Annotated in this window: 29 protein-coding genes; 13 read left to right on the top strand and 16 right to left on the bottom strand. The window is 67.6% G+C overall.

Annotated features, from left to right (window positions below; genetic code table 11):
- The 3 genes from ACAM54_RS31510 to ACAM54_RS31500 are packed head-to-tail and all read right to left on the bottom strand — an operon-like array spanning position 1 to position 3344.
- Entirely contained in the window at positions 1-1164 is a 1164-nt protein-coding gene (locus ACAM54_RS31510; RefSeq protein ID WP_192326882.1) for an acyl-CoA dehydrogenase family protein, read from the bottom strand.
- The gene (locus ACAM54_RS31505; RefSeq protein ID WP_369651102.1) at positions 1164-2333 is read right to left on the bottom strand and encodes an acyl-CoA dehydrogenase family protein; all 1170 of its coding nucleotides are present in this window, start codon (positions 2331-2333) and stop codon (positions 1164-1166) included. The genes ACAM54_RS31510 and ACAM54_RS31505 overlap by 1 nt, the downstream gene beginning before the upstream one ends.
- A 42-nt stretch (positions 2334-2375) precedes the next feature.
- Entirely contained in the window at positions 2376-3344 is a 969-nt protein-coding gene (locus ACAM54_RS31500) for a Bug family tripartite tricarboxylate transporter substrate binding protein (protein ID WP_369651103.1), read from the bottom strand.
- A 145-nt stretch (positions 3345-3489) separates the two neighbouring features.
- Between ACAM54_RS31500 and ACAM54_RS31495 the strand changes: the two genes are divergently transcribed.
- The 3 genes from ACAM54_RS31495 (at position 3490) to ACAM54_RS31485 (ending at position 6370) form a co-directional block, all read left to right on the top strand.
- Positions 3490-4272 (top strand): IclR family transcriptional regulator, encoded by a 783-nt coding sequence (locus tag ACAM54_RS31495; RefSeq protein ID WP_369651104.1) that lies wholly within the window; start codon positions 3490-3492, stop codon positions 4270-4272.
- Positions 4269-5048, top strand: a complete 780-nt coding sequence (locus ACAM54_RS31490; protein WP_369651105.1) for an IclR family transcriptional regulator — start codon at positions 4269-4271, stop codon at positions 5046-5048. Before ACAM54_RS31495 ends, ACAM54_RS31490 begins: the two co-directional genes overlap by 4 nt.
- Positions 5049-5122: 74 nt before the next feature.
- Positions 5123-6370, top strand: a complete 1248-nt coding sequence (locus ACAM54_RS31485; protein WP_369651106.1) for a CaiB/BaiF CoA transferase family protein — start codon at positions 5123-5125, stop codon at positions 6368-6370.
- A gap of 11 nt (positions 6371-6381) precedes the next feature.
- Here the strand turns inward: ACAM54_RS31485 and ACAM54_RS31480 are convergent, their stop codons facing one another.
- Positions 6382-7251: an SDR family oxidoreductase gene (locus ACAM54_RS31480; RefSeq protein WP_369651107.1), complete on the bottom strand. Its 870-nt coding sequence runs from the start codon at positions 7249-7251 to the stop codon at positions 6382-6384.
- 40 nt (positions 7252-7291) lie between these two features.
- The gene (locus tag ACAM54_RS31475; RefSeq protein ID WP_369651108.1) at positions 7292-8239 is read right to left on the bottom strand and encodes an NADP-dependent oxidoreductase; all 948 of its coding nucleotides are present in this window, start codon (positions 8237-8239) and stop codon (positions 7292-7294) included.
- A gap of 102 nt (positions 8240-8341) precedes the next feature.
- Here ACAM54_RS31475 and ACAM54_RS31470 point away from each other — a divergent pair, with 102 nt between their 5' ends.
- Complete coding sequence (locus ACAM54_RS31470; protein WP_145747139.1) at positions 8342-9223, top strand: LysR family transcriptional regulator; 882 nt, start codon at positions 8342-8344, stop codon at positions 9221-9223.
- A 43-nt stretch (positions 9224-9266) separates the two neighbouring features.
- Here ACAM54_RS31470 and ACAM54_RS31465 read toward each other — a convergent pair whose 3' ends face one another.
- Positions 9267-9893 (bottom strand): TetR/AcrR family transcriptional regulator, encoded by a 627-nt coding sequence (locus ACAM54_RS31465; RefSeq protein ID WP_145747140.1) that lies wholly within the window; start codon positions 9891-9893, stop codon positions 9267-9269.
- Positions 9894-9979: 86 nt separating this feature from the next.
- On the opposite strand from ACAM54_RS31465, the gene ACAM54_RS31460 reads away from it, so the two are divergent.
- Together ACAM54_RS31460 and ACAM54_RS31455 are read left to right on the top strand one after the other, a co-directional pair.
- Complete coding sequence (locus tag ACAM54_RS31460; RefSeq protein WP_369651109.1) at positions 9980-10483, top strand: DinB family protein; 504 nt, start codon at positions 9980-9982, stop codon at positions 10481-10483.
- Between the two features lie 220 nt (positions 10484-10703).
- Complete coding sequence (locus ACAM54_RS31455; protein WP_369651110.1) at positions 10704-11165, top strand: carboxymuconolactone decarboxylase family protein; 462 nt, start codon at positions 10704-10706, stop codon at positions 11163-11165.
- Between the two features lie 73 nt (positions 11166-11238).
- On the opposite strand, the gene ACAM54_RS31450 is transcribed toward ACAM54_RS31455, so the two are convergent.
- Positions 11239-11688, bottom strand: a complete 450-nt coding sequence (locus ACAM54_RS31450) for a hypothetical protein (RefSeq protein WP_369651111.1) — start codon at positions 11686-11688, stop codon at positions 11239-11241.
- 328 nt (positions 11689-12016) lie between these two features.
- On the opposite strand from ACAM54_RS31450, the gene ACAM54_RS31445 reads away from it, so the two are divergent.
- From ACAM54_RS31445 to ACAM54_RS31430, 4 genes are all read left to right on the top strand, one after another.
- Positions 12017-12892, top strand: coding sequence for an alpha/beta fold hydrolase (locus tag ACAM54_RS31445; protein WP_369651864.1), 876 nt, complete (start codon positions 12017-12019; stop codon positions 12890-12892).
- 70 nt (positions 12893-12962) lie between these two features.
- On the top strand, positions 12963-13550 hold the full coding sequence (locus tag ACAM54_RS31440; protein WP_369651112.1) for a TetR/AcrR family transcriptional regulator: 588 nt from the start codon (positions 12963-12965) through the stop codon (positions 13548-13550).
- Between the two features lie 24 nt (positions 13551-13574).
- Positions 13575-13868, top strand: coding sequence for a YciI family protein (locus ACAM54_RS31435; protein WP_192326854.1), 294 nt, complete (start codon positions 13575-13577; stop codon positions 13866-13868).
- Position 13869: 1 nt separating this feature from the next.
- The gene (locus ACAM54_RS31430) at positions 13870-14475 is read left to right on the top strand and encodes a DNA-3-methyladenine glycosylase I (protein WP_209503206.1); all 606 of its coding nucleotides are present in this window, start codon (positions 13870-13872) and stop codon (positions 14473-14475) included.
- A 149-nt stretch (positions 14476-14624) separates the two neighbouring features.
- On the opposite strand, the gene ACAM54_RS31425 is transcribed toward ACAM54_RS31430, so the two are convergent.
- Positions 14625-16067 (bottom strand): MFS transporter, encoded by a 1443-nt coding sequence (locus tag ACAM54_RS31425; protein WP_369651113.1) that lies wholly within the window; start codon positions 16065-16067, stop codon positions 14625-14627.
- 105 nt (positions 16068-16172) lie between these two features.
- Between ACAM54_RS31425 and ACAM54_RS31420 the strand changes: the two genes are divergently transcribed.
- Positions 16173-17099 (top strand): LysR family transcriptional regulator, encoded by a 927-nt coding sequence (locus ACAM54_RS31420; RefSeq protein ID WP_369651865.1) that lies wholly within the window; start codon positions 16173-16175, stop codon positions 17097-17099.
- 63 nt (positions 17100-17162) lie between these two features.
- Here ACAM54_RS31420 and ACAM54_RS31415 read toward each other — a convergent pair whose 3' ends face one another.
- A complete protein-coding gene (locus ACAM54_RS31415) occupies positions 17163-17933 on the bottom strand; it encodes a hypothetical protein (protein WP_369651114.1) in 771 nt (256 codons plus the stop codon).
- A 98-nt stretch (positions 17934-18031) separates the two neighbouring features.
- Between ACAM54_RS31415 and ACAM54_RS31410 the strand changes: the two genes are divergently transcribed.
- Entirely contained in the window at positions 18032-18688 is a 657-nt protein-coding gene (locus tag ACAM54_RS31410) for a dihydrofolate reductase family protein (protein ID WP_369651115.1), read from the top strand.
- A 25-nt stretch (positions 18689-18713) separates the two neighbouring features.
- Here the strand turns inward: ACAM54_RS31410 and ACAM54_RS31405 are convergent, their stop codons facing one another.
- The 6 genes from ACAM54_RS31405 to ACAM54_RS31380 form a co-directional block, all read right to left on the bottom strand.
- Complete coding sequence (locus tag ACAM54_RS31405; RefSeq protein ID WP_192326849.1) at positions 18714-19106, bottom strand: hypothetical protein; 393 nt, start codon at positions 19104-19106, stop codon at positions 18714-18716.
- A complete protein-coding gene (locus ACAM54_RS31400) occupies positions 19103-19396 on the bottom strand; it encodes a type II toxin-antitoxin system Phd/YefM family antitoxin (protein ID WP_145747152.1) in 294 nt (97 codons plus the stop codon). The genes ACAM54_RS31405 and ACAM54_RS31400 overlap by 4 nt, the downstream gene beginning before the upstream one ends.
- Before the next feature lie 70 nt (positions 19397-19466).
- Positions 19467-19850, bottom strand: coding sequence for a RidA family protein (locus tag ACAM54_RS31395; protein ID WP_369651866.1), 384 nt, complete (start codon positions 19848-19850; stop codon positions 19467-19469).
- A 22-nt stretch (positions 19851-19872) separates the two neighbouring features.
- On the bottom strand, positions 19873-21027 hold the full coding sequence (locus ACAM54_RS31390) for a DSD1 family PLP-dependent enzyme (RefSeq protein WP_369651116.1): 1155 nt from the start codon (positions 21025-21027) through the stop codon (positions 19873-19875).
- A gap of 5 nt (positions 21028-21032) precedes the next feature.
- A complete protein-coding gene (locus ACAM54_RS31385) occupies positions 21033-22019 on the bottom strand; it encodes a tripartite tricarboxylate transporter substrate-binding protein (protein ID WP_369651117.1) in 987 nt (328 codons plus the stop codon).
- 28 nt (positions 22020-22047) lie between these two features.
- Positions 22048-22722, bottom strand: coding sequence for an HAD family hydrolase (locus tag ACAM54_RS31380; protein ID WP_369651118.1), 675 nt, complete (start codon positions 22720-22722; stop codon positions 22048-22050).
- Positions 22723-22794: 72 nt separating this feature from the next.
- Here ACAM54_RS31380 and ACAM54_RS31375 point away from each other — a divergent pair, with 72 nt between their 5' ends.
- Positions 22795-23721, top strand: a complete 927-nt coding sequence (locus ACAM54_RS31375) for a LysR family transcriptional regulator (RefSeq protein WP_369651119.1) — start codon at positions 22795-22797, stop codon at positions 23719-23721.
- A gap of 98 nt (positions 23722-23819) precedes the next feature.
- Here the strand turns inward: ACAM54_RS31375 and ACAM54_RS31370 are convergent, their stop codons facing one another.
- On the bottom strand, positions 23820-24383 hold the full coding sequence (locus ACAM54_RS31370) for a thioredoxin family protein (protein WP_369651120.1): 564 nt from the start codon (positions 24381-24383) through the stop codon (positions 23820-23822).
- Positions 24384-24389: the final 6 nt, after the last annotated feature.

Genomic DNA, 24389 nt, shown 5'->3' with positions numbered 1-24389 from the left:
TCAAGGACGCAGCGATTCCTTCAGGATGCGCCGCGCCAGCGTCGAGCGGTGCACCTCCGACGCGCCGTCATAGACGCGAAAAGGCCGCATCTCGCGCAGGATCATTGACACGGGAGAGTCTTCCGACATGCCGAGCGCGCCCATGATCTGCGCAGCGCGGTCCGCCACCCGTCCCACGGCCTCGGACACGAACACCTTGACCATGGCCGACTCGTGCTTGATGCTTTGCTTCGCATCGAGCTTCGCGGCCGCGTGCCAGGTCATCAGGCGCGCGGCATGCAGGTCGATGTGCGAATCGGCCACCATCGCCTGCACCTGCTGCAGTTGGGCGAGCGGCTGCCCGAACGAGTGGCGCCGGTTGGCGTAGTCCTGCGCCAGCGCCATCGCGCGCGAGGCGCGGCCGATGAAGCGCATGCAGTGCGACAGGCGCGCCGGTTCGAGCCGCGCCTGCGCCTGGGCAAAGCCCCGGCCCGCCTCGCCCAGCACCGCGCCGTCGTCGACGAAGCAGTCCTGCAGTTCGATCTCGCCATGCCCGCCGATCTGGAATCCGTCGATGCTCGCGATGTTGCGCACCACGCGGTAGCCGGGGTTGCCGGCATCGACGATGAAGATCGTCGCGCCCTCGCCCGTCTTCGCCAGCACCAGCGCGAAGGCGGCGCCGACCGCCCCGCTGATGAACCACTTGCGGCCGTTGATGACCCAGCCGCCGGGACGGCGCTCGGCCACCGTCTGCAGCATCGACGGGTCGGACCCTGCACCGGGTTCGGGTTCGGTCATCGCAAAGCACGACCGGGCCTCGCCGCGCGCGAGCGGCACCAGGTAGCGCTGCTGCTGCGCCGGCGATCCTTCGGCCAGCAGGTTGATCATGTTGGGCTGGTCCGGCGGTGCGCAGTTCATGGCCAGTGGCGCCAGGAAGCTCCGGCCGGCCTCTTCGAGCACCACCGAACGATCGCGCCAAGACAGGCCCAGCCCGCCCCACGCCACCGGCAGCTGCGGTGCGTAGATGCCGGCCTCCATGGCCTTGGCGCGCAATGAATGGACCGCGGCTTCCAGCGCGTCCAGGTCGTGCGCCAGTGCCGGGCGCTCGCGCGGAATGGCCTCTTCCTCGACGAAGCGCCGCACCGCCTCGCGCAATGCCGGAAGACGGTCGCTGTAGCCGAACATCAGGCGCCTTCGCCGCCGTAGCCGGCCTTGGCCAGCGTGCGCCTGGCGATGTTGAGCTGGTGGATCTGGCTCGTGCCTTCGTACAGCCGGAACAGCCGCACGTCGCGGTAGAAGCGCTCCATGCCGTGGTCTGCGATGTAGCCGTAGCCGCCCAGCATCTGCACGCAGCGATCGGCCACGCGGCCGCACATCTCGGACGCGAAGTACTTGCAGATCGACGCCTCCATCGTCACGTCGATGCCCTCGTCGCGCTTGCGCGCGGTGTCCAGCACCAGCGCACGGGCCGCATGGATCTCGGTCTGGCTGTCGGCGATCAGCGCCTGGATCAGCTGGAAACCCGAGAGCGCCTGGCCGAACTGCCGGCGCGTGGACACGAACGCCACCGCATCCTGCAGCATGCGGATCGCCGGCCCGATGCACAGGGCCGCGAGGTGGATGCGCTGCTTGTTCAGCACCTTCATCGCCGTCTTGAAGCCCTGCCCTTCGCGCCCGCCGATGACGTTCTCCGCCGGCACGATACAGTCGTTCATGTGCACCTCGGACACGGGCGAGCCCGCCTGCCCCATCTTCCGGTAGGCCGGCCCGGTGCCGAGCCCGGGCATGCCGCGCTCGACCAGGAAGGCCGTGACACCGCGCGCCGACAGGTCGTGGAGATCGGTGCGGGCCATCACCGTGAAAAGGCCGGCGATCGGCGCGTTGGTGATGAAGCACTTGGTGCCGTTGAGCACGTAGTGGTCGCCCTCGCGCCGCGCCGAGGTGCGCAGCGACACGGCGTCCGAGCCGGCCTCGGGTTCGGTCAGCGCGAACGCGCCGGTCAGCTCGCCGCTGGCCAGCCGCGGAAGGTAGCGCCGCTTCTGCGCCTCGGTGCCGTCGGCCACCAGGGCCTCAGAGCCGATGCCGGTGTTGGTGCCGACCCGCGCCCGAAAGGCCACCGAGCACTGCGACAGCTCCATCGCCGCCAGCACCAGCTCTTCGGTCGTCATGCCCGCACCGCCATAGGCCTCGGGGATCGAATAGCCGAACAGGCCCTGCGCCGCCATGTCGGCCACCAGGTCGGCGGGCACTTCGTCGGCGTCGGCCACGCGCGCCTCGTTCGGCACCAGCCGCTCGCGCACGTAGCTGCGCAGGCTGCCGAGGAATTGCTCGAACGCTTGGGGATCACGCTGCATGATGTGTTGCTCCTTGCTTCATGGGGTGGATGCGCGCGGACCTCAGTCCAGCTTGGTTCCGGTGGACTTGACCAGCGCGGCCCACGAGGCCGTGTCGGCCTTGATGAGCTCGGCAAACTGCGCCGGGGTGTTGCCGACCGGCTCGGCGCCCAAGGCCGCCAGGCGATGGCGAAGCTCGGGCTTTTCCAGCGCCTTCGTCGTGGCGGCATGCAGGCGCTCGACGATGGCGGTGGGCGTCGCAGCGGGCACCATCAGGCCCTTCCAGGCACCGAAGCTGAAGCCCTTGACGGACTCGGAAATGGTCGGCACGTCGGGCGCGGCCGTGGCCCGCTTGTCAGTGGACACCGCCAGCGCCCTGAGCCTGCCCGACTGCACATGCGGCCACAGGGCGGGCATGTTGTCGATCATCATCGCGATCTGGCCGGCGAGCAGATCGTTCATCGCAGGGCCCGTGCCCTTGTACGGGACGTGGACCATCGTGGTGCCGGTGAGCTGGTTGAACCACTCGCCGGCCAGGTGGGACGGGCTGCCGTTGCCCGCGGAGCCGAAGCTGACCTCCTTCGGCCTGGACTTGGCATAGGCGATGAACTCGGGCACCGTCTTCGCCGGGATCTTGGGGTTGATCGCCATCAGGTTGGGCTCCTGGATCAGCAAGGTCACCGGCCGCAGGTCCTTCGCGGGGTCGTAGGGCATCCTGGCGTAGAGGCTCGGGTTGATCACCGTGGGGCCTGCCGCCGCGATCAGCAGCGTGTAGCCGTCGGGCGCCGACTTGGCGACGTAGTCGCCGCCGATGTTGCCGCCGGCGCCGGCCTTGTTCTCGACGATGACGGGCTGCCCCAATTCGGGAGCGAGGGCCGCGGCCAGCAGCCGCGCCAGCACGTCGGTGGAGCCGCCCGGTGCAAAGGGCACGATGAGGCGGACCGGCTTGGCCGGATAGGCGGCCGGGTCGGCGTGCACCGCGGAAGCCGCGGCCAGCAGGCAGGCGGCAGCGAGCATGAACATCTTGCGCATGGGAGTCTCCGGTTGGTTCTTTGCCAGGGCCCGGAGACTACGTAGCGGCATCACATATGGAAAACGATGTTTCTCTATCTTGAATGCCGCCGCTCGCCGGCACGCCCTGCCGGACGTAGCATTCACCGCGCAACACCAGCCCCACATGCCTGCCGCACGCCACCCCGACCCCGACTTCGCAACCACGCTGCAGCACGGCCTGCAGGTGCTGCACTGCTTCACCGTCGGCGAGCCCGCGCTCGGCAACAAGGAACTGTCGGAGCGCACCGGGCTGTCGAAGGCGACGATCTCGCGGCTGACCTACACGCTGGCGGCCCGCGGCCTGGTGGTCTTCGATGCGCACCTGCGGCGCTATCGCCTGGGCTCCACCGCCCTCACGATCGGCTATCCGCTGATGGCGAGCCTGCGCATCCGGCAAGTCGCGCGCGGCCGCATGAAGCAACTGGCCGACGAGGTGGGCGGCTCGGTGTCGCTGGGCATGCGCGACCGCACGCGGATGGTCTACGTCGAAACCTGCCGCGGCCACGACCTCAGCGCCTGGCGGCCCGACATCGGCGCGGCCGTGCCGATGCTGTCGACGGCGATGGGGCGCGGCTGGCTCGCGCACGCGCCGCCGCAGGTGCGCGACGCCGTGCTGGCGCAGATCGAGGCTTCGGAGCCCGGCCAGGTGCGGCTGTACGAAGCCGACCTGGTGCGGGCGCAGGCCGACCTCCAGCGCAAGGGCTTCTGCGTGTCGCGCGGCGCCTGGCGCAGCGACGTGCAGGCGGTCGGCGTGCCGATCCGCATTCCCCAGGACGGCGAAACGCTGGTGCTCAATTGCGGCGTTCTCACGTCGCGGCTCGGCCCGCGCCAGCTCGAGCAAGGCGTGGGCCCGCGCCTCGTCGCGCTCGCGCGCAGCGTGGAAGCCGACCTGGATGCCGCGGCATGAAAGATGAGGACACCAAGGACCGCCAGTTCGCCACCACGCTCGCGAGCGGCATCGACCTGCTGCTGTGCTTTCATCCCGGCGAATCGAGCCTCGCGAACAAGGATTTCGCCGAGCGCACCGGCCTCTCGAAACCTACGGTCGCGCGCCTGACGCACACGCTGGCGCTGCTCGGCTACCTGCGGCGCGACCCGGCCAGCGCCAGGTACCGCCTGGGCGCGGCCGTGCTGGGGCTGAGCCATCCGCTGCTGGCCAGCATGCGCATCCGCCCGATCGCGCGGCCGATGATGGAAACACTGGCGCGCGAGATCGAAGGCGCCGTCTCGCTGGGGCTGCGCCACCGCATCCACATGGTGTATGTGGAGACTGCGCGCAGCAGCGAGGACTTCGTGCTGACGCCCGACATCGGCGCGCCGCTTCCCATGCTGGCCACCGCCATCGGGCGCGCCTGGCTGGCGCGCGCCGCGCCCGAAGACCGGCTGTCGGTGCTGAACCAGATCCGCGTTGCCGCGCCGGCCGAGTTCGAGCGCCACGCCGCGGCAGCCGAGCTGGCACGCGACGAGCTGGCACGCGACGGCTTCTGCAGTGCCCGCGCCGACTGGCAGCCGAACCGGCATGGCTTTGCCGTGCCGCTGCACGGCCTGGTGGACGGCATGCAGTTCGTGCTGAACTGCGCCGTGGCAACGAAGCGCGGCAGCTTCGCGCAGATGCGCCGGGAGGTCGCGCCGCGGCTGCTCACGCTGGCGCACAGCATCGAACTCTCGCTGGGCCTGCGATAGCGCACGTCAACGCCGCGTTCAGGATGTCGAAACATGAGTTGCGGCAAATGGAGCGCGCAATGAGACTCCGATGCATGCCATCCGACGCCCGCCAACACACCGCCGCCACTGAGTCCGCGTCCGCCACGCCACAGGGGCCGCTCGGCGGCATCCGGATCCTCGACATGGCCACCGTGATCGCGGCGCCCTTCTCGGCCTCGCTGTGCGCCGACATGGGCGCCGAGGTCGTCAAGCTGGAACTGCCCGAAGGCAACGACCCGCTGCGTTCGCTCTCGCCCACCACGCCGGACCACGCGCTGTTCTGGAAGGTCTCGAACCGCGGCAAGAAAGGCGTGTCGCTCGACGTGCGCAAGCCGGAAGGCCGCGCGCTGTTCCTGCGGCTGATCGCGTCCTTCGATGTGCTGGTCGAGAACTTCCGCACCGGCACGCTCGACAAGTGGGGACTCGACGCGCCCACGCTGTGGTCGGTCAACCCCCGGCTCGTCATCCTGCGCCTCACCGGCTTCGGCCAGACCGGCCCGTATGCGCAGCGCCCGGGCTTTGCGCGCATCTTCGAGGCGATGAGCGGCTTCGCGCACCTGACCGGCGAAAGCGGCCGCAGTCCGCAGCACATGAACTATCCGCTCGGCGACGTGATTGCGGGCCTGTTCGGTGCCTTCGCCATCTCCACCGCGATCGCGGAACGCCATCGCCACCCCGACGCACCGGGCCGGGAGATCGATCTCGCGGCGACCGAGGCCATGTTCCGGCTGCTCGAAGCCCTGCCGGTCGAGCACGAGGTGCTGGGGCAGGCGCGCAGCCGCTCGGGCAGCCGGGCCACCTACACGGCTCCGTCCAACATGTACCGCACGGCCGAGGGCCATTGGGTCACGATCGTGGGTTCGTCCGACCCGATCTTCAAGCGCATCTGCCAGGCCATGGGCCGGCCGGCGCTGGCGCACGACCCGCGCTTTGCCACCACGCCGGACCGGGTGCGGAACATCGACGAGATCGATGCGATCGTGGCCGCCTGGTGCGAGGGCCAGACGCTCGCGGAACTGTCCGAGGCCCTGACCCGCGGCGGTGTTCCCCACAGCAAGGTCTATGCGGTGGACGACGTGATGGCCGACCCGCACTTCATTGCGCGCGAAGCCGTCATCCGCCTGCCCGACCCGGACCTCGGGTCGCTGCCTGCGCCTGCGATCGTGCCGCGCTTCTCGGGCTTCAGGCCCGCGGCGCCGCGCACCGGGCCGGCGGCCGGCGAACACAACGCGGAGATCTACGCGGCGCTGGGCCTTGGCAGCGAAGCGCTGGACAGGCTGCGGCGCGAGGGCGTGATCTGAACGGGCGCTGCCTATGACGCGGCAACGGCCTCCTTGACGAAGTCTGCGTAGCGGCGCAGAGGATGGCCGATGATGGCCTGCAGGCGATCCGCTGCACCGTGCGCGCCGTGCATGCCGAACTTCTGGATCCCTGCCATCATCAGGCGCATGTCGTAGGCCAGCCAGGATGGCCCGAACGAGGCCATCTGTCCTTCGAAGGCTGCCACGTCATCCCCGCCGTAAGCCACTTCGCGGCCGAGCGCGGCGCTCCAGACCTTGGCCACCGACGCTCCGGTCCACAGCTCGGGCCCGACCAGCTCCAGCGTCACGCGCGGTGACGGCGCAGGCGCGTGGTCGCGGCGCAGCAATTCGGCAACGGCGGCGTCCGCGATGTCGCGCGCATCGATCATCGCGACACCTGTAGAGCCGATCGGCATCGGGTAGACGCCGTAGCCCTGGATCACCTGCTGGACCATGCGCTCGTTCTGCATGAAGTAGGCCGGACGAAGGATGGTCGCCGGAATGTCGAGGCTCTCGATCATTCGCTCGACCGTGTGCTTGCCGGTGAAGTGCGGCACGTTGGTGAACTTGTCCGCATGGATGACCGACAGGTAGACGATGCGCTCGATGCCGGCTTCGCGCGTCAGGTTCAGCATGACGAGGGCCTGCGTCACTTCATCGGGCGTGACGGCATTCAGCAGGAACAGCGTGCGCACCGAAGACAGTGCCGCGCGCAGCGAGGGCACGTCGGTCAGGTCGCCGACGACCTCCTGGACGCCCGACGGGAAGGCTTGCTTTCCGGGTGTGCGAACGAAGGCGCTGACCTCGGCGCCGGCAGCGGCCAGGCCTTGGACGACGAGGGAACCGATGGTGCCGGTGGCACCCGTGACGAGAATGCTCATGGAAATCTCCTGGAAAGCTAGAGAGGAAAAAAAAGATCGATCAGCGCGAGAAATCCGCGACCACCTTGCCGATGCGAGGCTCGGTGCGGTTGCGCTCGATGGCCGCGGGGATGTCGCCGAAGCCCACGACTTCGCCGAGCTTCGAGACCAGCGTGCCTTGCGCGATCTCCGCGGCCAGCCGTTCCAGCAGGGCGGCATCCGGCTTGTTCATGAACCACAGTCCGCGGCGGCCGGGCGGCGTGCGTGCCAGGATGTCGGGCGAGGACGTGCCGACGATCGCGCCGTTTTTCGACAGCACCTGCCACGAGCGATCGAGCACTTCGCCGCCGACGTAGTCGAGCACCAGGTCGATGTCGCGCGCGACCGACTCGAAGCGTTCGCTCCGGTGGTCGATGACGTGGTCCGCGCCCAGGCTGCGCACGTATTCGAGGTGCGCGGTCGACGCCGTGGCGAAGACTTCGGCGCCTGCCCGCTTGGCGTACTGCACGGCATAGCCGCCCAGCCCTCCCGCCGCGCCGTGGATCAGGATCCGCTGGCCTGCGGTGATCGGACCCGCGTGGTACAGGCTCTGCCAGGCGGCCACGGCCGCGACAGGAACGCCGGCCGCATGGACGTCGTCCAGACCCTGCGGCGTGCGCACCAGGTTCGCCTCGTCGACGCTCACGAAGTCGGCATAGGCACCGAGCCCGCCCAGCGGCCCCATGACGCGATCGCCCACGCGAAAGCGCGAGGCGCCGGGGCCGAGCGCCTCGACGGTGCCTGCGAGTTCGATGCCCAGCACGGCGGGCAGCTGAAGCGGGAAAGCCTCTCTCACGAAGCCTTCACGAACCTTCCAGTCGATGCCGTTCACACCGGCGGCCCGAACGCGGACCAGGACCTGGCTCGGCCCGGCTGCGGGCTTCGCGATCTCCGCGACCTCTGCAGCGGCGGCGCCGCCATAGGCCCGGATCAGCACAGCGCGTTGCGTGGTGGTGGTGGTGGTGGTCATTTCAATTTCCTCATTCGAAGTTGCGATGAGGAGAAGATAGGTCGTTGCATCGGTAAAACAAAGACGCGAAAATGAAGACACCTCGTCTCAAATTCGGAACACATGGACCTGAACGCATTGACCGACTTCGCGCTCGTCGCAGCCAATGGCGGCCTCGGAAAGGCAAGCCGCGCGAGCGGCAGATCCAAGGCGACGCTGTCGCGCCGCATTGCGGACCTGGAAGAGCAGCTCGGCGTGCGGCTCATCGAACGCAGCGCCCGCGGGCTCAAGCTCACGGAAGCCGGCCAGATGCTGATGGACCGCACCGAAGGGCCGATGCACGAGGTGGCCGACGCCATGACATCCGCGCGCGAGGGCCTGTCGGTGCCGCGCGGGCGCTTGCGCATCGCCTCGCCGGTGCTGTTCTCGCAGCTGGCGATGGGCCGCATCGGCGCCGAGTTCTGCGCGGCCTACCCCGAGGTCGCCTGCGAAGTGGTGGCCGACGACCGCCTGGTCGACCTCGTCGAGGAGCAGTTCGACGCCGCGATCCGGATCAATCCAGGCCCCGACAGCAGCCTTGTGGGCCGCTGCTTCGCCAAGGACCGGCTGGTGGTCGTGGCCGCGCCCTCCGTGCCCATGCCGAAGCGAGGCAAGGGCAAGGTCAGCCCTGTTCCGGGCATCGTTTCAACAAGCTTCCAAGGCGGGAATTGGACGCTCGACGACGGACGCCTTGTCGTGGAGCCGATCCCGAAGCTCAGGCTTTCATCGTTCCTGATGATCCGCGACGCCGCGGTCGCCGGCGCCGGCGCTGCGCTGATCCCGCAGTCCATCGCGTGGAACCAGCTCACGCGCGGAGAGCTGGTCCAGTGGGGCATGGTTTCGGGCGCGGAGGTCGCGCTGTGGGTCCTGCACACATCGAGGCGGCTTCCCGCGCCGAAGGTTCGCGCGTTCGTCGAATTCATGTGCGGGCAATATCCGCAGGGGTCTCTTGTGCTGAATGGATAGAACTCAGCAACCGTGCCCCATGCCGAGCCGCTGAACCGTCGGGCTAGCCTTTGAGATAGCCGGTCACGAGGCGCGCGCCCTCGTCGATGAGCGCGTCCATCCGATCGCCAGTCAACGCTTTGGAGTGGTGCAGCACCGCGTTGTGCGTCAATGCCTCGATCGTGGTGACGCAGACAAATGATGCGAGCTCCAGGTCGTCGACGCCCAGTTCGTCCCGCGCCGCCTCGAGGTAGGCCCTGAACAGGCTGAAGTTCTCACGGCTGAACGTCTCCAGCTTCTCGAGCCTTCCCACGCGCGGGATCTGCTCGGCAAGCACGCGGTGCAGCGCGGGATCGAGCCGATGCGCTGCAACCGCGACCGCGACGAATCGGCGTATCGCCTGGTCCAGCGGCTGGGCCCTGACCTGCGCCAGTTCGCTGCGGACCATTTGCATGATCTGCTGCTGGTGGCGCTCGATCACGGCGGCCACGAGTGCCTCCTTGCTCGGGAAGTACTGATAGAGCGAGCCGATGCTCACCCCCGCGACTTCCGCGACGCGGTTGGTGCTCGCCTTGTCGAAGCCTTCCTTGACCAGAATGCGAGCAGTTGCCTCGATCAGGCTGCCGACCGTCGCGCGCGATCGCTCCTGAACCGCGATTTTCCTGGGCTTGGTGACCGGTTTTCTTGCCATGTTCCGCAGCCGTCAATGCGAGTAGAAAAAGCGAATGATCGCTCATATTCTTGGCAGACGCGCAAACACCCCAGGAGACCCACGACATGCACGACACATTGCACCGCCTCTTCGGATTCAAGGCTTGGGCCGACGACCGGCTGCTGACGGCGCTCGCCGGGCTCGGCGACAGCTCCCCGGTCACCGCACTGGCTATCAAGGCGTTGAGCCACACGTATGTGGTGGACCGCATATTCGCCGCCCACCTCCGGCGAGAAGGCCACACGTACCCGTCGGCCAACCTGAGCGAGATGCCGACGCTCGCAGCCCTGGCCGCCGATCTCAGAAGAAGCGACCGGGAATACATCGACCATGTCTCGACGCTCGATCCCGACCAGCTGGCCGAACGGATCGACTTCGCGTTCACCGACGGCGCACAGGGGCGCATGTCCCGCGAGGAGATGCTCATGCACGTCCTCATGCACGGGGCGGGCCATCGCGGGCAGGTCAGCGCAGTGATGCTGCTCCATGCAGTGCCGCCGGCCAAGGATGGCTTCACGGCGTACCTGCACGAGGCCGAAGCGCCGGCGAGAAGGCGGGTTGCCGCCTGAATGGCGAATGACGGATGTGGCTGCCGTCGGCCAGCCACCACCGCGCGGATCGCGGCGTACGCCACGAACTCCGCGCTTTTCCAGGGGCCCCTGGTCAGGGTTGCCATCCACGTGGCCGAGGCATGGTCGGGCAGTACCGGGCGCCGTGCCTGTCACAAGGCCATGTGCCCGCCCGTCTAAGACGGTGTTCCCCCAACCCTCAAGCTACAAGGAGCTCAACATGTGCCCAGCACGACTCGACTACCACGCCCTCGCGCCCGCGGCAGCGCGCGCCGGTACCCAGTTTTCCCACGCCGCCGGCCGTACGCTGGACAAGCGTCTGCGTGAATTGGTGAACTTGCGCATCAGCCAGATCAACGGCTGCGCTTTCTGCATCGACATGCACTGGGCCGAGCTGCTCAAGCAGGGCATGGACCCGCGCCATGTCAACGCTGTGGCCGGCTGGCGCGAGGCGGAGCGCTTCTTCAGCGAAGCCGAGCGCGCCGCCTTCAACTGGGCGGAGGCCGTCAACGCGTTGCCGCAGCGCACGCCCAGCGACGCGGACTTCGACGCAGTGAAGCGGCACTTCAGTGACGCACAGATCGCAGACCTCTCGTTCGCGGTCTGCGCGATCCGCTCGTGGAACATGCTCAATGCCAGCTTCCACACGCAGGTGCCCGAAACGCCGTACATCGTCGGCTGACTGCCGCAATGGTTGCGTCGCAGGTTTCTCCGACGTTCAATCGGTGAGTGATGCGCCGTTGCCGGCGCTTCGTTCAATCCGCAGCGAGGCGCTTGAACAGCGCCTGAAGCAAGCCGAGATTCGACGCATCCGCGGCCACGGCATCTCGGCGGAACGAACTGCTGTCGTAGGGCGAATAGCTGTTGATCGGGTTGTCGATGGCCGGGCGCACGGGCACGACATAGGTGCGAACCTTCCCATCGAAGCTGTACCGCTCGTTGTTGCGCGGTAGCGGCGTCAGCGCCGAATCCTTTGCCAAGGTGTCGGCAAGATGGCGCCTGACGCTTTCCGTATCGACGCCGTAGGGCCCTGCGCTCTCCACGACAACGCTCTCCGGTCCAGTGCGAGCAGCCAATTTTTCGGCGGCGAGGCTCCCAGTTGGCGACTGGCTGGCGACCTCACCGGCGATCGCGGCAGTCACGGCGAAGAGCGAACCGGCGCAGAGGGCGAGTGCCATGCGGCCGAAAGTGAAATCCAAACTCATCAAGAACTCCTTCGCCCGGGTGGCACTGCGGAAATCGAGGTTATAGCCGAACGGGTTGACCTGCCCGATGAAGGCATCGATCGGCTGATATCACTTTGGCCATTTTTGCGAATGCAGGCACAGTGCCCGAAGGGGACACCAAGGTCAAGGCATGCCTGCTGTTCCCGAACCGGTGCAGAAAAGATTCCGCGCCCCGGCAATCCCAGGACACGCTGTAGCGGCCTGCGCTGACATGGCCCGGGTCTCTGCACGCCAGAATTCATGCATGGGAACCCGGAAGCCACCCGCCTTGAAGCGAAAGCCCCTGCCGAGCAGCACGGGCCATGGCATGAGAACAGAACGGCTTCGCCTGTCCGGCGGCACCCAACTGTCGTTCACCACCGCAGGCGAGGTGTCCAGACCCGCCTTGCTGCTGCTGCACGGAACCCCCAACTCGGCCCGGCTGTTCCGGGCGGTCGTGCCCGCGCTGTCGCAGGCCGCTTTCGTGATCGCACCGGATCTGCCCGGCCATGGCGAGTCCGACCCGCTGCCGGCCCCCTCGTTTCCCGCCATCGGCCAGGCGATTTCCGAACTGCTGGATTCGCTCGAGATCGGTCCGCGATTCATTTACCTGCATGACTGGGGAGCGCCGGTGGGCCTGCAGATCGCGATGCAGGCGCCAGAGAAAGTGCTGGGCCTCATCGTGCAGAACGCCAACGCGCATCGAACGGGATGGGGATCGGGATGGGCCGCGACGCAGGCCTACTGGACGCAGCCCAACGCAGAGAACCAGGCGGCGGCGACCGCGCACCTGACCCTCGCGGGCACACGCGACACCTACATCGCCGGCGTTCCGCCGGAAGTGGCCGAGCGCATCCCCGCTGAACACTGGGAAGAGGATTGGCGGGTGATGAACCTGCCGGGACATATGGACACCCAGCGGGCGCTGATCGCGGACTACGGAAACTATGCCGCCCGCTTCGACGCCATCGCCAAGTACCTCGAGCATTGGCAGCCCCCTGCCCTCATGGTGTGGGGAAGGCACGATATCTATTTCGACCTGGCCGAGGTTCTGTCCTGGATGCGTGCGCTGCCCAGGATGGAAGCCCATGTCCTGGACGCAGGCCACCTGCTGCTCGAAACCCATGCGGCCGCGGCCGTTGCGCTCATGCTTGACTTCATCAGGCGTATCCAGGCCCCAATGAGCCGCAATGAGCCGCAATGATCTTGATTGACAACCTAGGACACACGTCCTACAGTTTGCGCCTTCTTTAGGTCAACTGTCCTATTCGATCTTGCGTACCCGCGACAGCATCGTTCAAGCCGCCGACGCCTTGTTCTACGAGCGCGGGTTCGAGCACACGTCCTTCGCGGACATCGCGGATGCCGTGAGGATCTCGCGCGGCAATTTCTACTATCACTTCAAGACGAAGGACGAGATCCTGACGGCGGTCATCGCCGCGCGAATGGAGCGCACGCGAGCGATGTTGAGTCAGTGGGAGACGGAAGGCGAGGGCCCGCAGGAGCGCATCCGCCTGTTCATCACCCTGCTGATCCGCAATCAAGCCAAGATCATGCGCCATGGCTGTCCGGTCGGCACCCTGTGCACGGAACTTGCCAAGCTCGGGCACCCGGGACAAGGCGAGGCCAACGCCATCCTGGATCTCTTCCGCGTGTGGCTGCGAGGGCAGTTCCGCCAAATGGGCCGAGGCAAGGAAGCGGATGCGCTCGCCCTGCATCTCCTGGCGCGCAGCCAAGGAGTGGCGGTGCTCGCGCAGTCCCTGCGCAACAAGCAATTTGTACAACAGGAGGTGGCACTCATGAGTGCCTGGGTCAAGTCCTGCTCGCCCGTGCAGCCAACTGCCTCCGGTCGTTCGTGTTAGCCATCTGTTCAAGAAAGGTCATTCATGTTCTGTGTGTTTCTCAAGTTCTCGAGCAACAAAGGCCAGGCATCACGCCACATGGCGGAGCACATGCGATGGATCGAGCAGGGATTTGAAGATGGCGTCTTCCTCCTGACAGGCAGCCTCTCGGGCAACCAGGGTGGCACCGTCCTGGCACACAACACCACCCGCGAGGCGTTGGAGGAGCGCGTAGCGATGGATCCCTTTGTGGCGCAGGACGTGGTCAAGGTCGAGATCGCGGAGATAGTGCCCGGCAGGGTCGACGAGCGCCTGCAGTTCCTGGTGGAACGTACCTGAAATGGGCTCGACTCTCCTCGGGCTCGATGGACAGCCGCGGTGTCGCTGGTGCGCCGCCGCTCCCGAGTTTCTCCACTATCACGATACTGAATGGGGCTTTCCCGTCACGGATGACCACCACCTTTTCGAGAAGCTGTGCCTGGAAGGCTTTCAGTCGGGCCTGAGCTGGCGCACCATTCTGGTCAAGCGAGAGAACTTCCGGCAGGCCTTCCTGGGCTTCGATTACAGGCGCATCGCGCGCTTCGGCGCACCTGATGTCGAGCGATTGCTCGGCGACAGCGGCATCGTGCGCCATCGCGGCAAGATCGAGGCTGTGATTCACAACGCGCGCATGGCCGAGGAGATGGCGCAGCGCGAGGGATCGCTGGCGTCTTACTTCTGGCGCCATGAGCCGGACCCTGCGCAGCTCGCAGAGCCGCAAACCGCTTCCGCGTCCTCGCAGGCCTTGTCCAAGGACTTGAAGAAACAGGGCTGGAAGTTTGTCGGGCCCACCACCGTGTATGCCTTCATGCAGGCTGCAGGGCTGATCAACGATCATGCTGCCGACTGCGTGACACGCGCCCGGGTCGAACAGGCGCGCCGTGCGCTTACATTGTCGGCTGCTTGAACCTTCACGAGATCGCAGATAAACCCCTCGTCGCATGCAAGATGAGGCTGCGCGCGAGCTTCCCCGATGCGGCGATACAAGGCACCTCAAAAAGCGGTCGTTCGCACCGGCAAGTCGGAGCCCAAAAGAGCCCCGCCTTCCGATATAAATCACGCGGCGTGCACCCTTGCGGTACTCCTGAGCAAGCTCGCCATGCTCCCTGCCAACGCAGCCAGAGCCGCCATCACCAAGCCCCAGTGCACAGCGCTGTGGGATGGCAGCAGCTCGAACATCAAGCCCATCAACAGACTGCCGAGCGTCAGCCCCGTGAGCCGGGCGGTGCCTTGCGCGCCACCGGCCGCACCGCTGCGTTCCCTGGGTGCCGAGAGCAGCATGTTCTGGTTGTTCGGTGTCTGGAAGAAGCCGAAACCCAGGCCAGCGAGGCTCGTGAACGCAGCGATCGGCAGGGCCGGGTTGCCGTGCAGCGGCCACAGGGCGCACAGGGCCAGGCCGCTCGCGAAGCATGCACTGCCGGCCGCGCACAGCCAGGCGCCGGGCACGCGCTGGGCCAGGCGTGCCGACAGCGGTGCGGCCAGCATCACCGCCAGGGGCCAGGGAGTCATCAAGAGGCCGGCCGTCACCGCGCTCTGGCCGAGTTCGTGCTGGATGTAGAACGGCAGCGCCACAAGGCCGGCCATCTGGCCGGTGAAGCAGCACACGGAGGCAATGATCGAGACCCGAAAGGAATGCACGCGCAGCAGGTCGAGCGGGATCAACGGTGCCGCCTTTGGCATTTCGCGCCGCACCAGCCAGACCATGCAAACGGCCGACAGCGCGAGCAGCGCGCCGCCGTGCAGCGGCTGCGCCACCAGCCGGTCGCTCCCCAGCACGAAAGCCGCGAACATGACCGCATTGAGCGCGATGCTCCAGCCATCGATGCGGCGCACCGAGCGCGCCGGGCTCGGCAACCCCGCACAGGCGGCGAGCACGAGGAGGCCGATCGGCAGGTTCACCGCAAAGAGCCACGGCCAACTCGCCGCGGAAAGTATGAAGGCGCCAAGGGCGGGTCCCGACGCCGAAGCGGCTGCGACGGCGAGTGCATTCCACGCGATCGAGCGCGCCAGCAGCCGGCGCGGATAAGTGAAGCGCAGCAACGCCAGCCCCAGTGGCATCACGGCCGCACTGCCCAGGCCCTGGAGGCACCTCGCGGCCACGAGCCATGGCAGCGATGGCGCCAACGCGCACAGCACCGACGCCGCGGTGAACAGCGCAACGCCACCCGCGAAGACCCGCCGATACCCGAAGCTCTCCCCGACCGCAGAAGCCGGCAACAGGAACATGACCACAGCCAGTTGGTAGGCGGTGATGATCCAGACGGCATCGGCGGGTGTCGCCTGCAACTGCTGGGCAATGTTTGGCAGCGCGATGTTGGCGATGGCGCCGTCGAGCACCACCAGCACGCCCGCGCCCAGGATCGCGGCGACGGCCAGGCAGCGCCGCGGCAACGGCAGGCCGTCGGCGTCATGCGCCGCGTTCGCATCGTTCGCCTTCCGGGGTTCGACGGTGGGCGAAGCGGTGGAGGAAGAGTTGGATCGAAGTGTGGATGTCAGCATGAGTCCAGCTTAGGACTGCGCACACGGCTTGCACAGCGCGCGGCGCGCAGCTTGTTCCTGCATGCGGCGCCTGTCGAAATCCTCGCGGCCGTGCTAGCTTCGGGCATGCCGACAGAAGCCGACCTGAACCTGCTGTTTGCGTTGAACGCACTTCTCTCCGAGGGCAGCGTCGCCAAAGCTGCCGAACGCCTGGGCCTGAGCGAGTCGGCGATGAGCCGGGCACTCGCGCGGCTGCGGGAATCGACCGGGGATCAGCTCCTGGTGCGCGCGGGCCGCGCCATGGTGCCCACGCCGCATGCGCTGGCACTGCGCGATCGCGTCAGGGAGCTGGTGCAGGAGTCGCGCGCGGTGCTTCAGCCTGCCGGCGCGAACATGGACCCCCGCACGCTCCGGCACCTGTTCACGATACGGGCCAACGACGGCTTCATCGAGGGCTTCGCGCCTCAGCTGGTGGCCCGCGCCGCGCGCGAGGCGCCCGGCGTTCGCCTGCGCTTCGCGCCCAAGCCCGACAAGGACGTCCGTCCCCTGCGCGAGGGATTGCTCGACCTGGATATCGGCGTTCTCGGCGAGTCGGGCCCGGAGGTCCGCGTGCAGGCGCTCTATCGCGACCGCTTCATCGCGGTCGTGCGCGAAGGCCATCCGCTGCTCGCCGGACCCGAGATCACGGCCGAGCGCTACGCGGCCTGCGACCACGTGGTCACTTCACGCCACGGCCGGAGCGTGGGACCGGTGGACGACGCGCTTGCGGCAGTGGGCCTGGTGCGCAATGCCGCGGTCGTGGTGCCCAGCTTCGGTACCGCCCTGTCGATAGCGGCCGCGACCGATCTGGTTGCATTGATACCGTCCTCCTACTTCGAACACCTGAGGGCGCGCGGCACGCTGCGCTCTTTCCCCCTGCCGATGCCCACGGAGCCGATCACCGTGTCGCAGATGTGGCATCCGCGCCTGGATCGGGACCTTGCGCATCGGTGGCTGCGCGGGATGGTGCTGGAGGTTTGCCGGCCGCTGAACGAGCGGACAAGAGCGCCGTGATTGCATTGAATGCGTCGACCTTGAACGCCGGCATCGCCGTCGAATTCGGGTTTCCGCGGCCCGTCACAGCGACAGCGGCAGCCCCAGGTGCCGCTCGTACATGAGATCCCGGTGCCGCAGCAGCACAGCGTCCAGCGCCGCATCGGTCACCGGCTCGCGGAATTCGAAAGCCTGGCGCGTGACGGGGTCCATCTGGCAAACCGCCTGCGGCAACGGACGCATCAGCGCCAGCGCGGTCGCGCTGTAGATGTCCACGGCGCTAAGACTTCTGCCGATGTAGTAGTCGCTGCCGGCCGCCTGCTGTGCCTTCAGGCGCGCTGCCAGCATCTTCAGCACAGCCACCACACGCCCGGGTGCACTCGCGCCCGCCTGCGGACTGAAGCCGTACTTCTTGCCGATGTATGCGGCGGCCTGTGCGGCGAAACCGCCCTCTCCCGCCAGGCCGGCCTGCACCAGCTGCAGGCGGCGCGACCACGCCAGCCCCTGCTCGCCGCAGATCTCGTGGGCCAGGCCGAACATCAGCGCCCGGTCGGCCGCATCGGCCGGGAGAAGCGAGGGCTGCGGCGCGAGCCGCTCGCACAGGAGCAGGATGTCCGCCCAGCCCGAGCGCGGCGCCTCGTTGTTGCAGATGGCCACGGGCGCGCTGCGCTGGCCGGCCCACTCCTTGAGTTGCGGACTGTCGTAGGCCAGGCGCACCGCTTTCCACGGGATGCCTTTCACATGCAGGATGCCCTTGGCCGCCTCCGACCAGGGGCTGGGAATATGCCCCACCACCACCATGCGCAGGCCGGTGCCGGCAATGGCTTCTTCAACGCTGATGTATTCGATGCTCATGCGCGCATTTTGTGCGATGCCCATGGTCTCGCACGGCGGTTCGCGAGGCATCGCCCGCGCTAAACTTCAGCCCCCTTCTTCTTGCAGGAGACGACCCCATGGCCCGATTGCTCGTGCGCAGCTTCGGCGTTTCGCTCGACGGTTTTGCCGCCGGCCCGGACCAGAGCCTGGAGCATCCGCTGGGCGTTCGCGGCCCCGAACTCATGGACTGGTTCTTTCCCACTCGCGTCTGGCAGCAGATGCAGAAGACGGGCGAGGCCAACGGCGAAACCGGCATCGACAACGAGATGGCCGAACTGGGTTTCGCCGAGATGGGTGCCTGGATCCTCGGGCGCAACATGTTCGGGCCGGTGCGCGGTCCCTGGCCCGACGAAAGCTGGAAAGGCTGGTGGGGCGACGAGCCTCCGTACCACGTACCGGTCTTCGTGTTGACCCACCATGCCCGCGCGCCGCTGACGATGCAAGGCGGCACCACCTTCCACTTCGTCACCGGCGGCATCCATGAAGCGCTCGCGCTGGCGCAGACCGCCGCTGGTGGGCGTGACGTGCGCGTGGGCGGTGGCGTGGCGACCGTGCGCGAATACCTGAAGGCCGGGCTGATCGACGAACTTCACCTGGCCGTGCGTCCGGTGCTGCTAGGCAAGGGCGAGGCGCTGTTCGCAGGCCTGGACCTGCCGGCGCTGGGCTACCGCTGCGATCGGCAGGTGGCAGGCGAGCGCGCCACGCATGTGTTTCTGCGCCGCAGCGCGCCTTGAGGGATCAGGCCTTCCTCAGCGCCCGTCAGACGGGGTGCCAGGGCAATCCGTAACCCAGCTGACGCTCGTGCCTCAGTGAGAGCAACACCACTTCTTTCTCGGAATGGGCATAGAGCAGGACGTGACGAGCCAGCACCAACTCCCGCAACACAGGCAAGCCAAGTGCCTCGGCAGTTTGTCTTGCCTGCTCAGCTTGAAACTGCCCCCAGCCCGACTTGGCATCGAGGAATCGAGCAGGTCGCCCGCTTGTGGGCGCGAACGAAAGAAGCGCGCGCGCTTTGACCACTTCAGCCTGCAATTTCTTGAAGCGCGCCGGCGCAGAAGCGTCGTCCTGTGCCTCCATGAAGCTACGTGCAGCATGCAAGCACACCAGAAAGTTCGGAACCGCCCGAACGCTTGCATTGACAGGAATGCTCACGGCGCCGTTGCGACGCCGAGTGCCCGGTCCAGTTCCTCGTCAGACACGAACTGGCCTGCCAAGGCCTGCCGCAGGCCGGTGATGGCGTCCTCGGCCAGCACAAGGCTGGCGTGCTCCGATTCGAGAGCATGGTAGTAATCCAGCCGGCGTGCATCGACCAAGGCAACGTAGCTCGCGCCGTTCTTGGTCAGCACCTTCTCCGAGCCGCTGCCGACCACGTCTTCGGCCAGTTCGGTGAGCCGGGCGCGCGCTTCGCTGATGGGAACAATGTCCGATGCTCTCAATGGCATATTGCAGTATCCGTTAAGGTTTGCTTTAACATCAGTTTAGCGTCCAATCCTCCAACCTGCAAACGCCCATTCACGCAAGCGCCATCGCCTCCACCTCGACCTTGAATCCGAAGTGCAGCGGCCCCGTCGGTACGATGGCCCTGGTCGGTCGCGAGGTTCCGGCCCACTGCGCGTAGATCCTGTCGAAGGCCGGCCAGTTGGCGATGTCGTCGAGATAGACCCTCACCTGCAGCAGTTTGTCGATGCCCGAGCCGGCGGCCAGCAACGCCGCCTGCACATTCGCCAGCGTCTGTGCCACCTGCGCCTCGAAAGCCGCATCGGCCAGGCGCTCGCCGGCCGGCGTGATCGGCAGTTGCCCGGCGATGAAGACCAGGCCGCCGCCGATGGCAGCGTGGCTGTAGTGGCCGCCCGGCCTGGCCAGCGCAGGCACGGCGACATGGACCGGGCCCGGCATGTTGTGCGACTCGGCGGCGTTCTCACCAGCCATGGAAACGCTCCCAGGTTTGCACCGTGCCGTCCGCGGCCAGCGCCTGGTAGGCGGGAAACTGCGCGCCGGTCGCGCAGGCATGGTTGGGCAATATGCGCAGCCGCGTGCCGACCGGGAAGCGCGCGACGATGTCCGTGTCCGCAGCGCCCTCGCGCGACAGGATGCCGTGCTCCTGGTTGGCGGCCGACAGCAGGTAGCCCTCGATCGGCATTCCGTCCACGGTGCACACCTGGCCATAGCCATAGTCGCGTTGCTGCCTGCCCGTGCCCCGGTCGCGGCTCATGGCCATCCAGCCGGCATCGACGATGGCCCAGCCCTTGTCGGCCTGGTGCCCGATGACGGTGGTGAGCACGCTCAGCGCAATGTCTTCGGTGCGGCAGACGCCCACGTTGCGCATCACCAGGTCGAAGAAGACATAGACGCCGGCGCGCAGTTCGGTGACGCCTTCCAGCGACGCGGCTTCCAGCGCCGTGGGGGTGGAGCCTACCGAGACGATGGGGCACGGCAGGCCCGCTGCGCGCAGGCGTTCCGCAGCCTGCACACAGCCGGCACGTTCCTGCTCGGCCAGGGCGGCCAGGGCCTCGGGCGTATGCAGTTCGTAGCTGGAGCCCGCATGCGTGAGCACGCCGGCCAGGCGCATGCCGCCCTCGTGCAGCATGCGGCCGACCTCCAGCAGGAGATCCTCGCCCGGCTTGATGCCGGAGCGGTGGCCGTCGGTGTCGATCTCGATGAGAACTTCGAACGCGTGTCCACGTGCGCGGCCGTACTCGGCGATGGCCCGTGCGCCTTCGACGCTGTCGGTCAGGATCTGCAGCGCGCAGCCGCGCTGGCAGAGGTCCAGCGCATGCGCGAGCCGGTGCGGCGCCATGCCGACGGCGTAGAGGATGTCGGTCACGCCGTGGGCGAAGAACTGGTCGGCCTCTTTCAGCGTCGACACCGTGATGCCCGCCGCGCCGGCGGCAAGCTGCGCGGCGACCACCTCGGCGCATTTGCTGGTCTTCACGTGCGGGCGAAAGCGCACGCCCAGCGCGTCGGCCTGCTGCTGCATGCGCGCGATGTTCCGTTGCATGCGCGGCAGCGACACAATGGCTGCGGGGGTGTCGATGTGGGCGAGATCTTGGGAGATGTTCTGCATGTTGCTCATTCGAATCAATCCAGGTATTGGCCCTTGGCCTTGAGGGCCGGCACGTCGTCGCGGATACCGCGCGCGATGAGCGCGGTGACGGTCGCGGGCGTTGCATCGGCAGGTGCGGGCAGGTCGACGCCCAGTCCTTCCATCTGCTTGCGCAGCGCCGGATCGGCGACCGCCTGCTGCAGCGCGCTCGTCAGCCTGGCGAGCACGGGCTGCGGCGTGCCGCGCGGGGCGAAGAAGGCGTTCCAGGAACGCACGTCCAGGGCATGGCCGGCTTCCGCGGCGGTGCCGATACGAGGCAGCTGCGCGAGGCGCGTGCCCGACAGCACCGCGATGGCCTTGATGCGCCCGCCGGCGATCTGCGGCAGTGCGGTGGTGGTCTGGTCGCACATGAAATCGGTCTGGCCGCCCATCAGGTCGTTGACCGCTGGCGCGACGCCCTTGTAGGGCACGTGCGTGGCGTTCTGGCCGAGGGAAGAGAGCAACAACACGCAGCCGTAGTGCGAGATCGACCCCACGCCCGCGCTGCCGTAGGAGGCCTTGTCCTTGTGCTTCGCCAGCCAGGCGCCGAACTCGCGCAGGTCGTTGGCCGGCAGATCGGCGCGGGCCAGCAGCAGCATCGGTGCCGCGCCCGCGGGGCCGATGGGCGAGAAATCGGCAACGGGGTCATAGGCCAGTTTCTTGTACAGCGCGAGGTTGGCCACATGCGTGCCGATGCCTCCGAACGAGATGGTGTAGCCGTCGGCGGCAGCCTTGCTGGCCTTCGTCAGGCCGATGACGCCATTGGCGCCGCCGAGGTTCTCGATGACCACGGGCTGGCCCAGCGGCGCAGCCATCTTCTGTGCGACGGCGCGGGCCAGTGCATCGCTGGGCCCCCCGGCGGGGAAAGGAACGATCAGCGTGACCGGGCGGTTCGGAAACGGCTGGGCGAAAGTGCCGGGCGCGGCCAGCAAGCCGGCGCAGAAGGCGACAAGGCTGCCGGCCAGGCGAAGAAAGCGGATCATCGACAAGGTCCTGGGGTGGTGGGTTGGATCAGGAAGCGGCCGGCCGGAAGCCGCGCAGCCATGGCAGCGCGCCATCGAGCGTGGGCGACTCGACCTCCGCCAGCGGCGCGCCTTCGGGCCGGGCGAGGCCGACGCGGTTGTGCCAGTAGGTGCGCAGGCCGACGCTGGCGGTGCCGAACATGTCGTAGCCGGAGCCGGCAACGAAGGCCGCCTCGCCCGGCTGCACGTCCAGCCGCTCCAGGGCCAGCCGGTAGGGCCTGGGGTCGGGCTTGTAGAAGCCCGCTTCCTCGGAGGTCACGACCACGTCCCAGTCGATGCCCAGGCGTTCGGCAGCGCGTTCGCCCAGGCGCCGCGAGCAGTTGGTCACCACGGCCAGCTTGCAGTGGGGCTGAAGCGCCCGCAGCAGTTCGGTGGCGCCGCTCCAGGCAGGCAGTTCATCCCAATGGTCGTCCAGCGACTGCGGGGCGCTCGCGGGCAACCCCACGGCGGCGGCGGCCTGCCGCACCAGGTCTTCGTAGGGCACGTAGGCACCGCAGCCATAGGTGAGCCGCAGGTATTCGGCGCGCCAGGCGCGGCCCATCCGCTCGGAGCCGGCAGCCGCGTTCCAGACGGTCCACGAGTCGAGCAGCGCGGTGAGCAGGTCGAACAGCACGGCCCGGGGATAGCGTCCGGCCGCGGCATGGGGAGTCGAAGTGTTTTGCATGGCGCTCACTTTAGGTGTGCCAGGGCGTCTTCGAGCTTCACTCTTGCGTCATCAATAGTTAAGCTCTGCTGAATGATGCAGATCGAAGACCTTCGCCTGGCTGCCGCGCTGCTGCGCGAGAGCTCGCTCAGCGCGGCTGCGCGCTCGCTGGGTGTCACGCCGCCCGCGCTGTCGATGCGCCTGCGCAAGCTCGAGGCCTCGCTGGGCCTGGCGCTGGCCCACCGCACGTCGCGCAAGCTGCACTTGACCTCCGAAGGCGAACGGTTCGGGCGCGAGGCCTATGAACTTTTGCTGAAGTTCGACGGCCTGCGCGAATCCCTGCAGCGCGACGACCGGCGCCTGAGCGGAACGCTGCGCGTGGCCGCGTCCTTCGGCTATGGCCGCACGCACGTCGCGCCATGGCTGTCCCGTTTCTCCCGCCTGCATCCGGCCCTGCGGCTGCAGCTGGACCTGCGTGAAACGCCGTGGCCCGACAAGCACGATTCCGACGCGGTGGTGCACGTGGGCGCGGTGCGCGACTCGTCCTGGGTGGCGCATACGCTCGCTTCCAACGAACGCTGGCTGTGCGCGAGCCCCGGCTACCTGCGCGAGCACGGCACGCCCCGCCACCCGGCGGACCTGGCCTACCACGCCTGCATCTGCATCCGCGAGAACGACGAGGACGTGACGCTGTGGCACATGCGGCCTGCGGGCAGCGGCGCCCGCAGGGGCGAGACGCTGCGCATCAACCCGGCGTTCGTCAGCAACGACGGCAGCGTGGCGCGCCAGTGGGCCGAGGATGGCCTGGGCATCGTGCTGCGCTCCCAATGGGATGCCGCCGAAGCGCTGGCCGCCGGCCGCCTCGAGCGCGTGATGGCGGACTGGGAATTTGGCGCGGCCCCGGTGGTGGTGCTCGTGCCCACGCGCAAGGGGCGCAGCGCGCGGGTGCAGGCGCTGGTCAGTTTTCTTTTGGAAGCGGCGGGTCGATCGGACGGGCGCGGCGCCGGGTCGCCCCCATGAATCCGCTGGCGGCGATGCATTGGCAGCTCACCGGGTTGCGCACTTCATGCGCGAAGCCGCCCGCAAGGAAGAGGAGCGCGAACCAGAGCTTCTTCATCTCAGCTTCCCGCCGCCGGCGCCGGTTCGGCGAGCAGCGACTGGATCTTTTTCTCGGTGGTGCCGTAGCTGCCTTCGCCAAAGTGCGAATAGACGATCTTTCCCTGCTTGTCGATCAGGTAGACCGCAGGCCAGTACTGGTTGTTGAAGGCCTTCCAGGTGGCGTAGTGGTTGTCTTGCGCGACGGCATGCTTGATCTGCAGCCGGCTGATCGCGTCCTGCACGTTCTTGGTGGACTTCTCGTACGCGAACTCCGGCGTGTGCACGCCCACGACGACGAGGCCCTGGTCCTTGTACTTCTCGTTCCACGCCTTGACGTAGGGCAGGTGGTTGAGGCAGTTGATGCAGGTGTAGGTCCAGAAGTCGACGAGCACGACCTTGCCGCGCAAGTCTTGCAGCTTCAGGGGCGGCGAGTTGAGCCACTTGCCGATGTTCTGGAACTCGGGCGCGATCTGCGCGGCGCTGGAGGGAATGTCGCCTCCGGATGTCGGTGCCGCAGCGGTGAGTATGCCGACCGAGGCCGCAACAGCCGCCACGCCGATCAGCACGTTGGATCTCATGGTCACGGTGAG

Source organism: Variovorax sp. V93 (assembly GCF_041154485.1).
Classification (GTDB): domain Bacteria; phylum Pseudomonadota; class Gammaproteobacteria; order Burkholderiales; family Burkholderiaceae_C; genus Variovorax; species Variovorax beijingensis_A.
The sequence above is the reverse complement of the archived record's forward strand: the minus strand, read 5'-3'. Positions and strand labels throughout refer to the sequence as shown.

Bases quoted from the DNA above. Each gene is read 5' to 3' on its own strand.
- ACAM54_RS31510 (WP_192326882.1), bottom strand. From the start codon at position 1,164: ATGTTCGGCTACAGCGACCGTCTTCCGGCATTGCGCGAGGCGGTGCGG.
- ACAM54_RS31505 (WP_369651102.1), bottom strand. From the start codon at position 2,333: ATGCAGCGTGATCCCCAAGCGTTCGAGCAATTCCTCGGCAGCCTGCGC.
- ACAM54_RS31500 (WP_369651103.1), bottom strand. From the start codon at position 3,344: ATGCGCAAGATGTTCATGCTCGCTGCCGCCTGCCTGCTGGCCGCGGCT.
- ACAM54_RS31495 (WP_369651104.1), top strand. From the start codon at position 3,490: ATGCCTGCCGCACGCCACCCCGACCCCGACTTCGCAACCACGCTGCAG.
- ACAM54_RS31490 (WP_369651105.1), top strand. From the start codon at position 4,269: ATGAAAGATGAGGACACCAAGGACCGCCAGTTCGCCACCACGCTCGCG.
- ACAM54_RS31485 (WP_369651106.1), top strand. From the start codon at position 5,123: ATGCCATCCGACGCCCGCCAACACACCGCCGCCACTGAGTCCGCGTCC.
- ACAM54_RS31480 (WP_369651107.1), bottom strand. From the start codon at position 7,251: ATGAGCATTCTCGTCACGGGTGCCACCGGCACCATCGGTTCCCTCGTC.
- ACAM54_RS31475 (WP_369651108.1), bottom strand. From the start codon at position 8,239: ATGACCACCACCACCACCACCACGCAACGCGCTGTGCTGATCCGGGCC.
- ACAM54_RS31470 (WP_145747139.1), top strand. From the start codon at position 8,342: ATGGACCTGAACGCATTGACCGACTTCGCGCTCGTCGCAGCCAATGGC.
- ACAM54_RS31465 (WP_145747140.1), bottom strand. From the start codon at position 9,893: ATGGCAAGAAAACCGGTCACCAAGCCCAGGAAAATCGCGGTTCAGGAG.
- ACAM54_RS31460 (WP_369651109.1), top strand. From the start codon at position 9,980: ATGCACGACACATTGCACCGCCTCTTCGGATTCAAGGCTTGGGCCGAC.
- ACAM54_RS31455 (WP_369651110.1), top strand. From the start codon at position 10,704: ATGTGCCCAGCACGACTCGACTACCACGCCCTCGCGCCCGCGGCAGCG.
- ACAM54_RS31450 (WP_369651111.1), bottom strand. From the start codon at position 11,688: ATGAGTTTGGATTTCACTTTCGGCCGCATGGCACTCGCCCTCTGCGCC.
- ACAM54_RS31445 (WP_369651864.1), top strand. From the start codon at position 12,017: ATGAGAACAGAACGGCTTCGCCTGTCCGGCGGCACCCAACTGTCGTTC.
- ACAM54_RS31435 (WP_192326854.1), top strand. From the start codon at position 13,575: ATGTTCTGTGTGTTTCTCAAGTTCTCGAGCAACAAAGGCCAGGCATCA.
- ACAM54_RS31430 (WP_209503206.1), top strand. From the start codon at position 13,870: ATGGGCTCGACTCTCCTCGGGCTCGATGGACAGCCGCGGTGTCGCTGG.
- ACAM54_RS31425 (WP_369651113.1), bottom strand. From the start codon at position 16,067: ATGCTGACATCCACACTTCGATCCAACTCTTCCTCCACCGCTTCGCCC.
- ACAM54_RS31420 (WP_369651865.1), top strand. From the start codon at position 16,173: ATGCCGACAGAAGCCGACCTGAACCTGCTGTTTGCGTTGAACGCACTT.
- ACAM54_RS31415 (WP_369651114.1), bottom strand. From the start codon at position 17,933: ATGAGCATCGAATACATCAGCGTTGAAGAAGCCATTGCCGGCACCGGC.
- ACAM54_RS31410 (WP_369651115.1), top strand. From the start codon at position 18,032: ATGGCCCGATTGCTCGTGCGCAGCTTCGGCGTTTCGCTCGACGGTTTT.
- ACAM54_RS31400 (WP_145747152.1), bottom strand. From the start codon at position 19,396: ATGCCATTGAGAGCATCGGACATTGTTCCCATCAGCGAAGCGCGCGCC.
- ACAM54_RS31395 (WP_369651866.1), bottom strand. From the start codon at position 19,850: ATGCCGGGCCCGGTCCATGTCGCCGTGCCTGCGCTGGCCAGGCCGGGC.
- ACAM54_RS31390 (WP_369651116.1), bottom strand. From the start codon at position 21,027: ATGAGCAACATGCAGAACATCTCCCAAGATCTCGCCCACATCGACACC.
- ACAM54_RS31385 (WP_369651117.1), bottom strand. From the start codon at position 22,019: ATGATCCGCTTTCTTCGCCTGGCCGGCAGCCTTGTCGCCTTCTGCGCC.
- ACAM54_RS31380 (WP_369651118.1), bottom strand. From the start codon at position 22,722: ATGCAAAACACTTCGACTCCCCATGCCGCGGCCGGACGCTATCCCCGG.
- ACAM54_RS31375 (WP_369651119.1), top strand. From the start codon at position 22,795: ATGATGCAGATCGAAGACCTTCGCCTGGCTGCCGCGCTGCTGCGCGAG.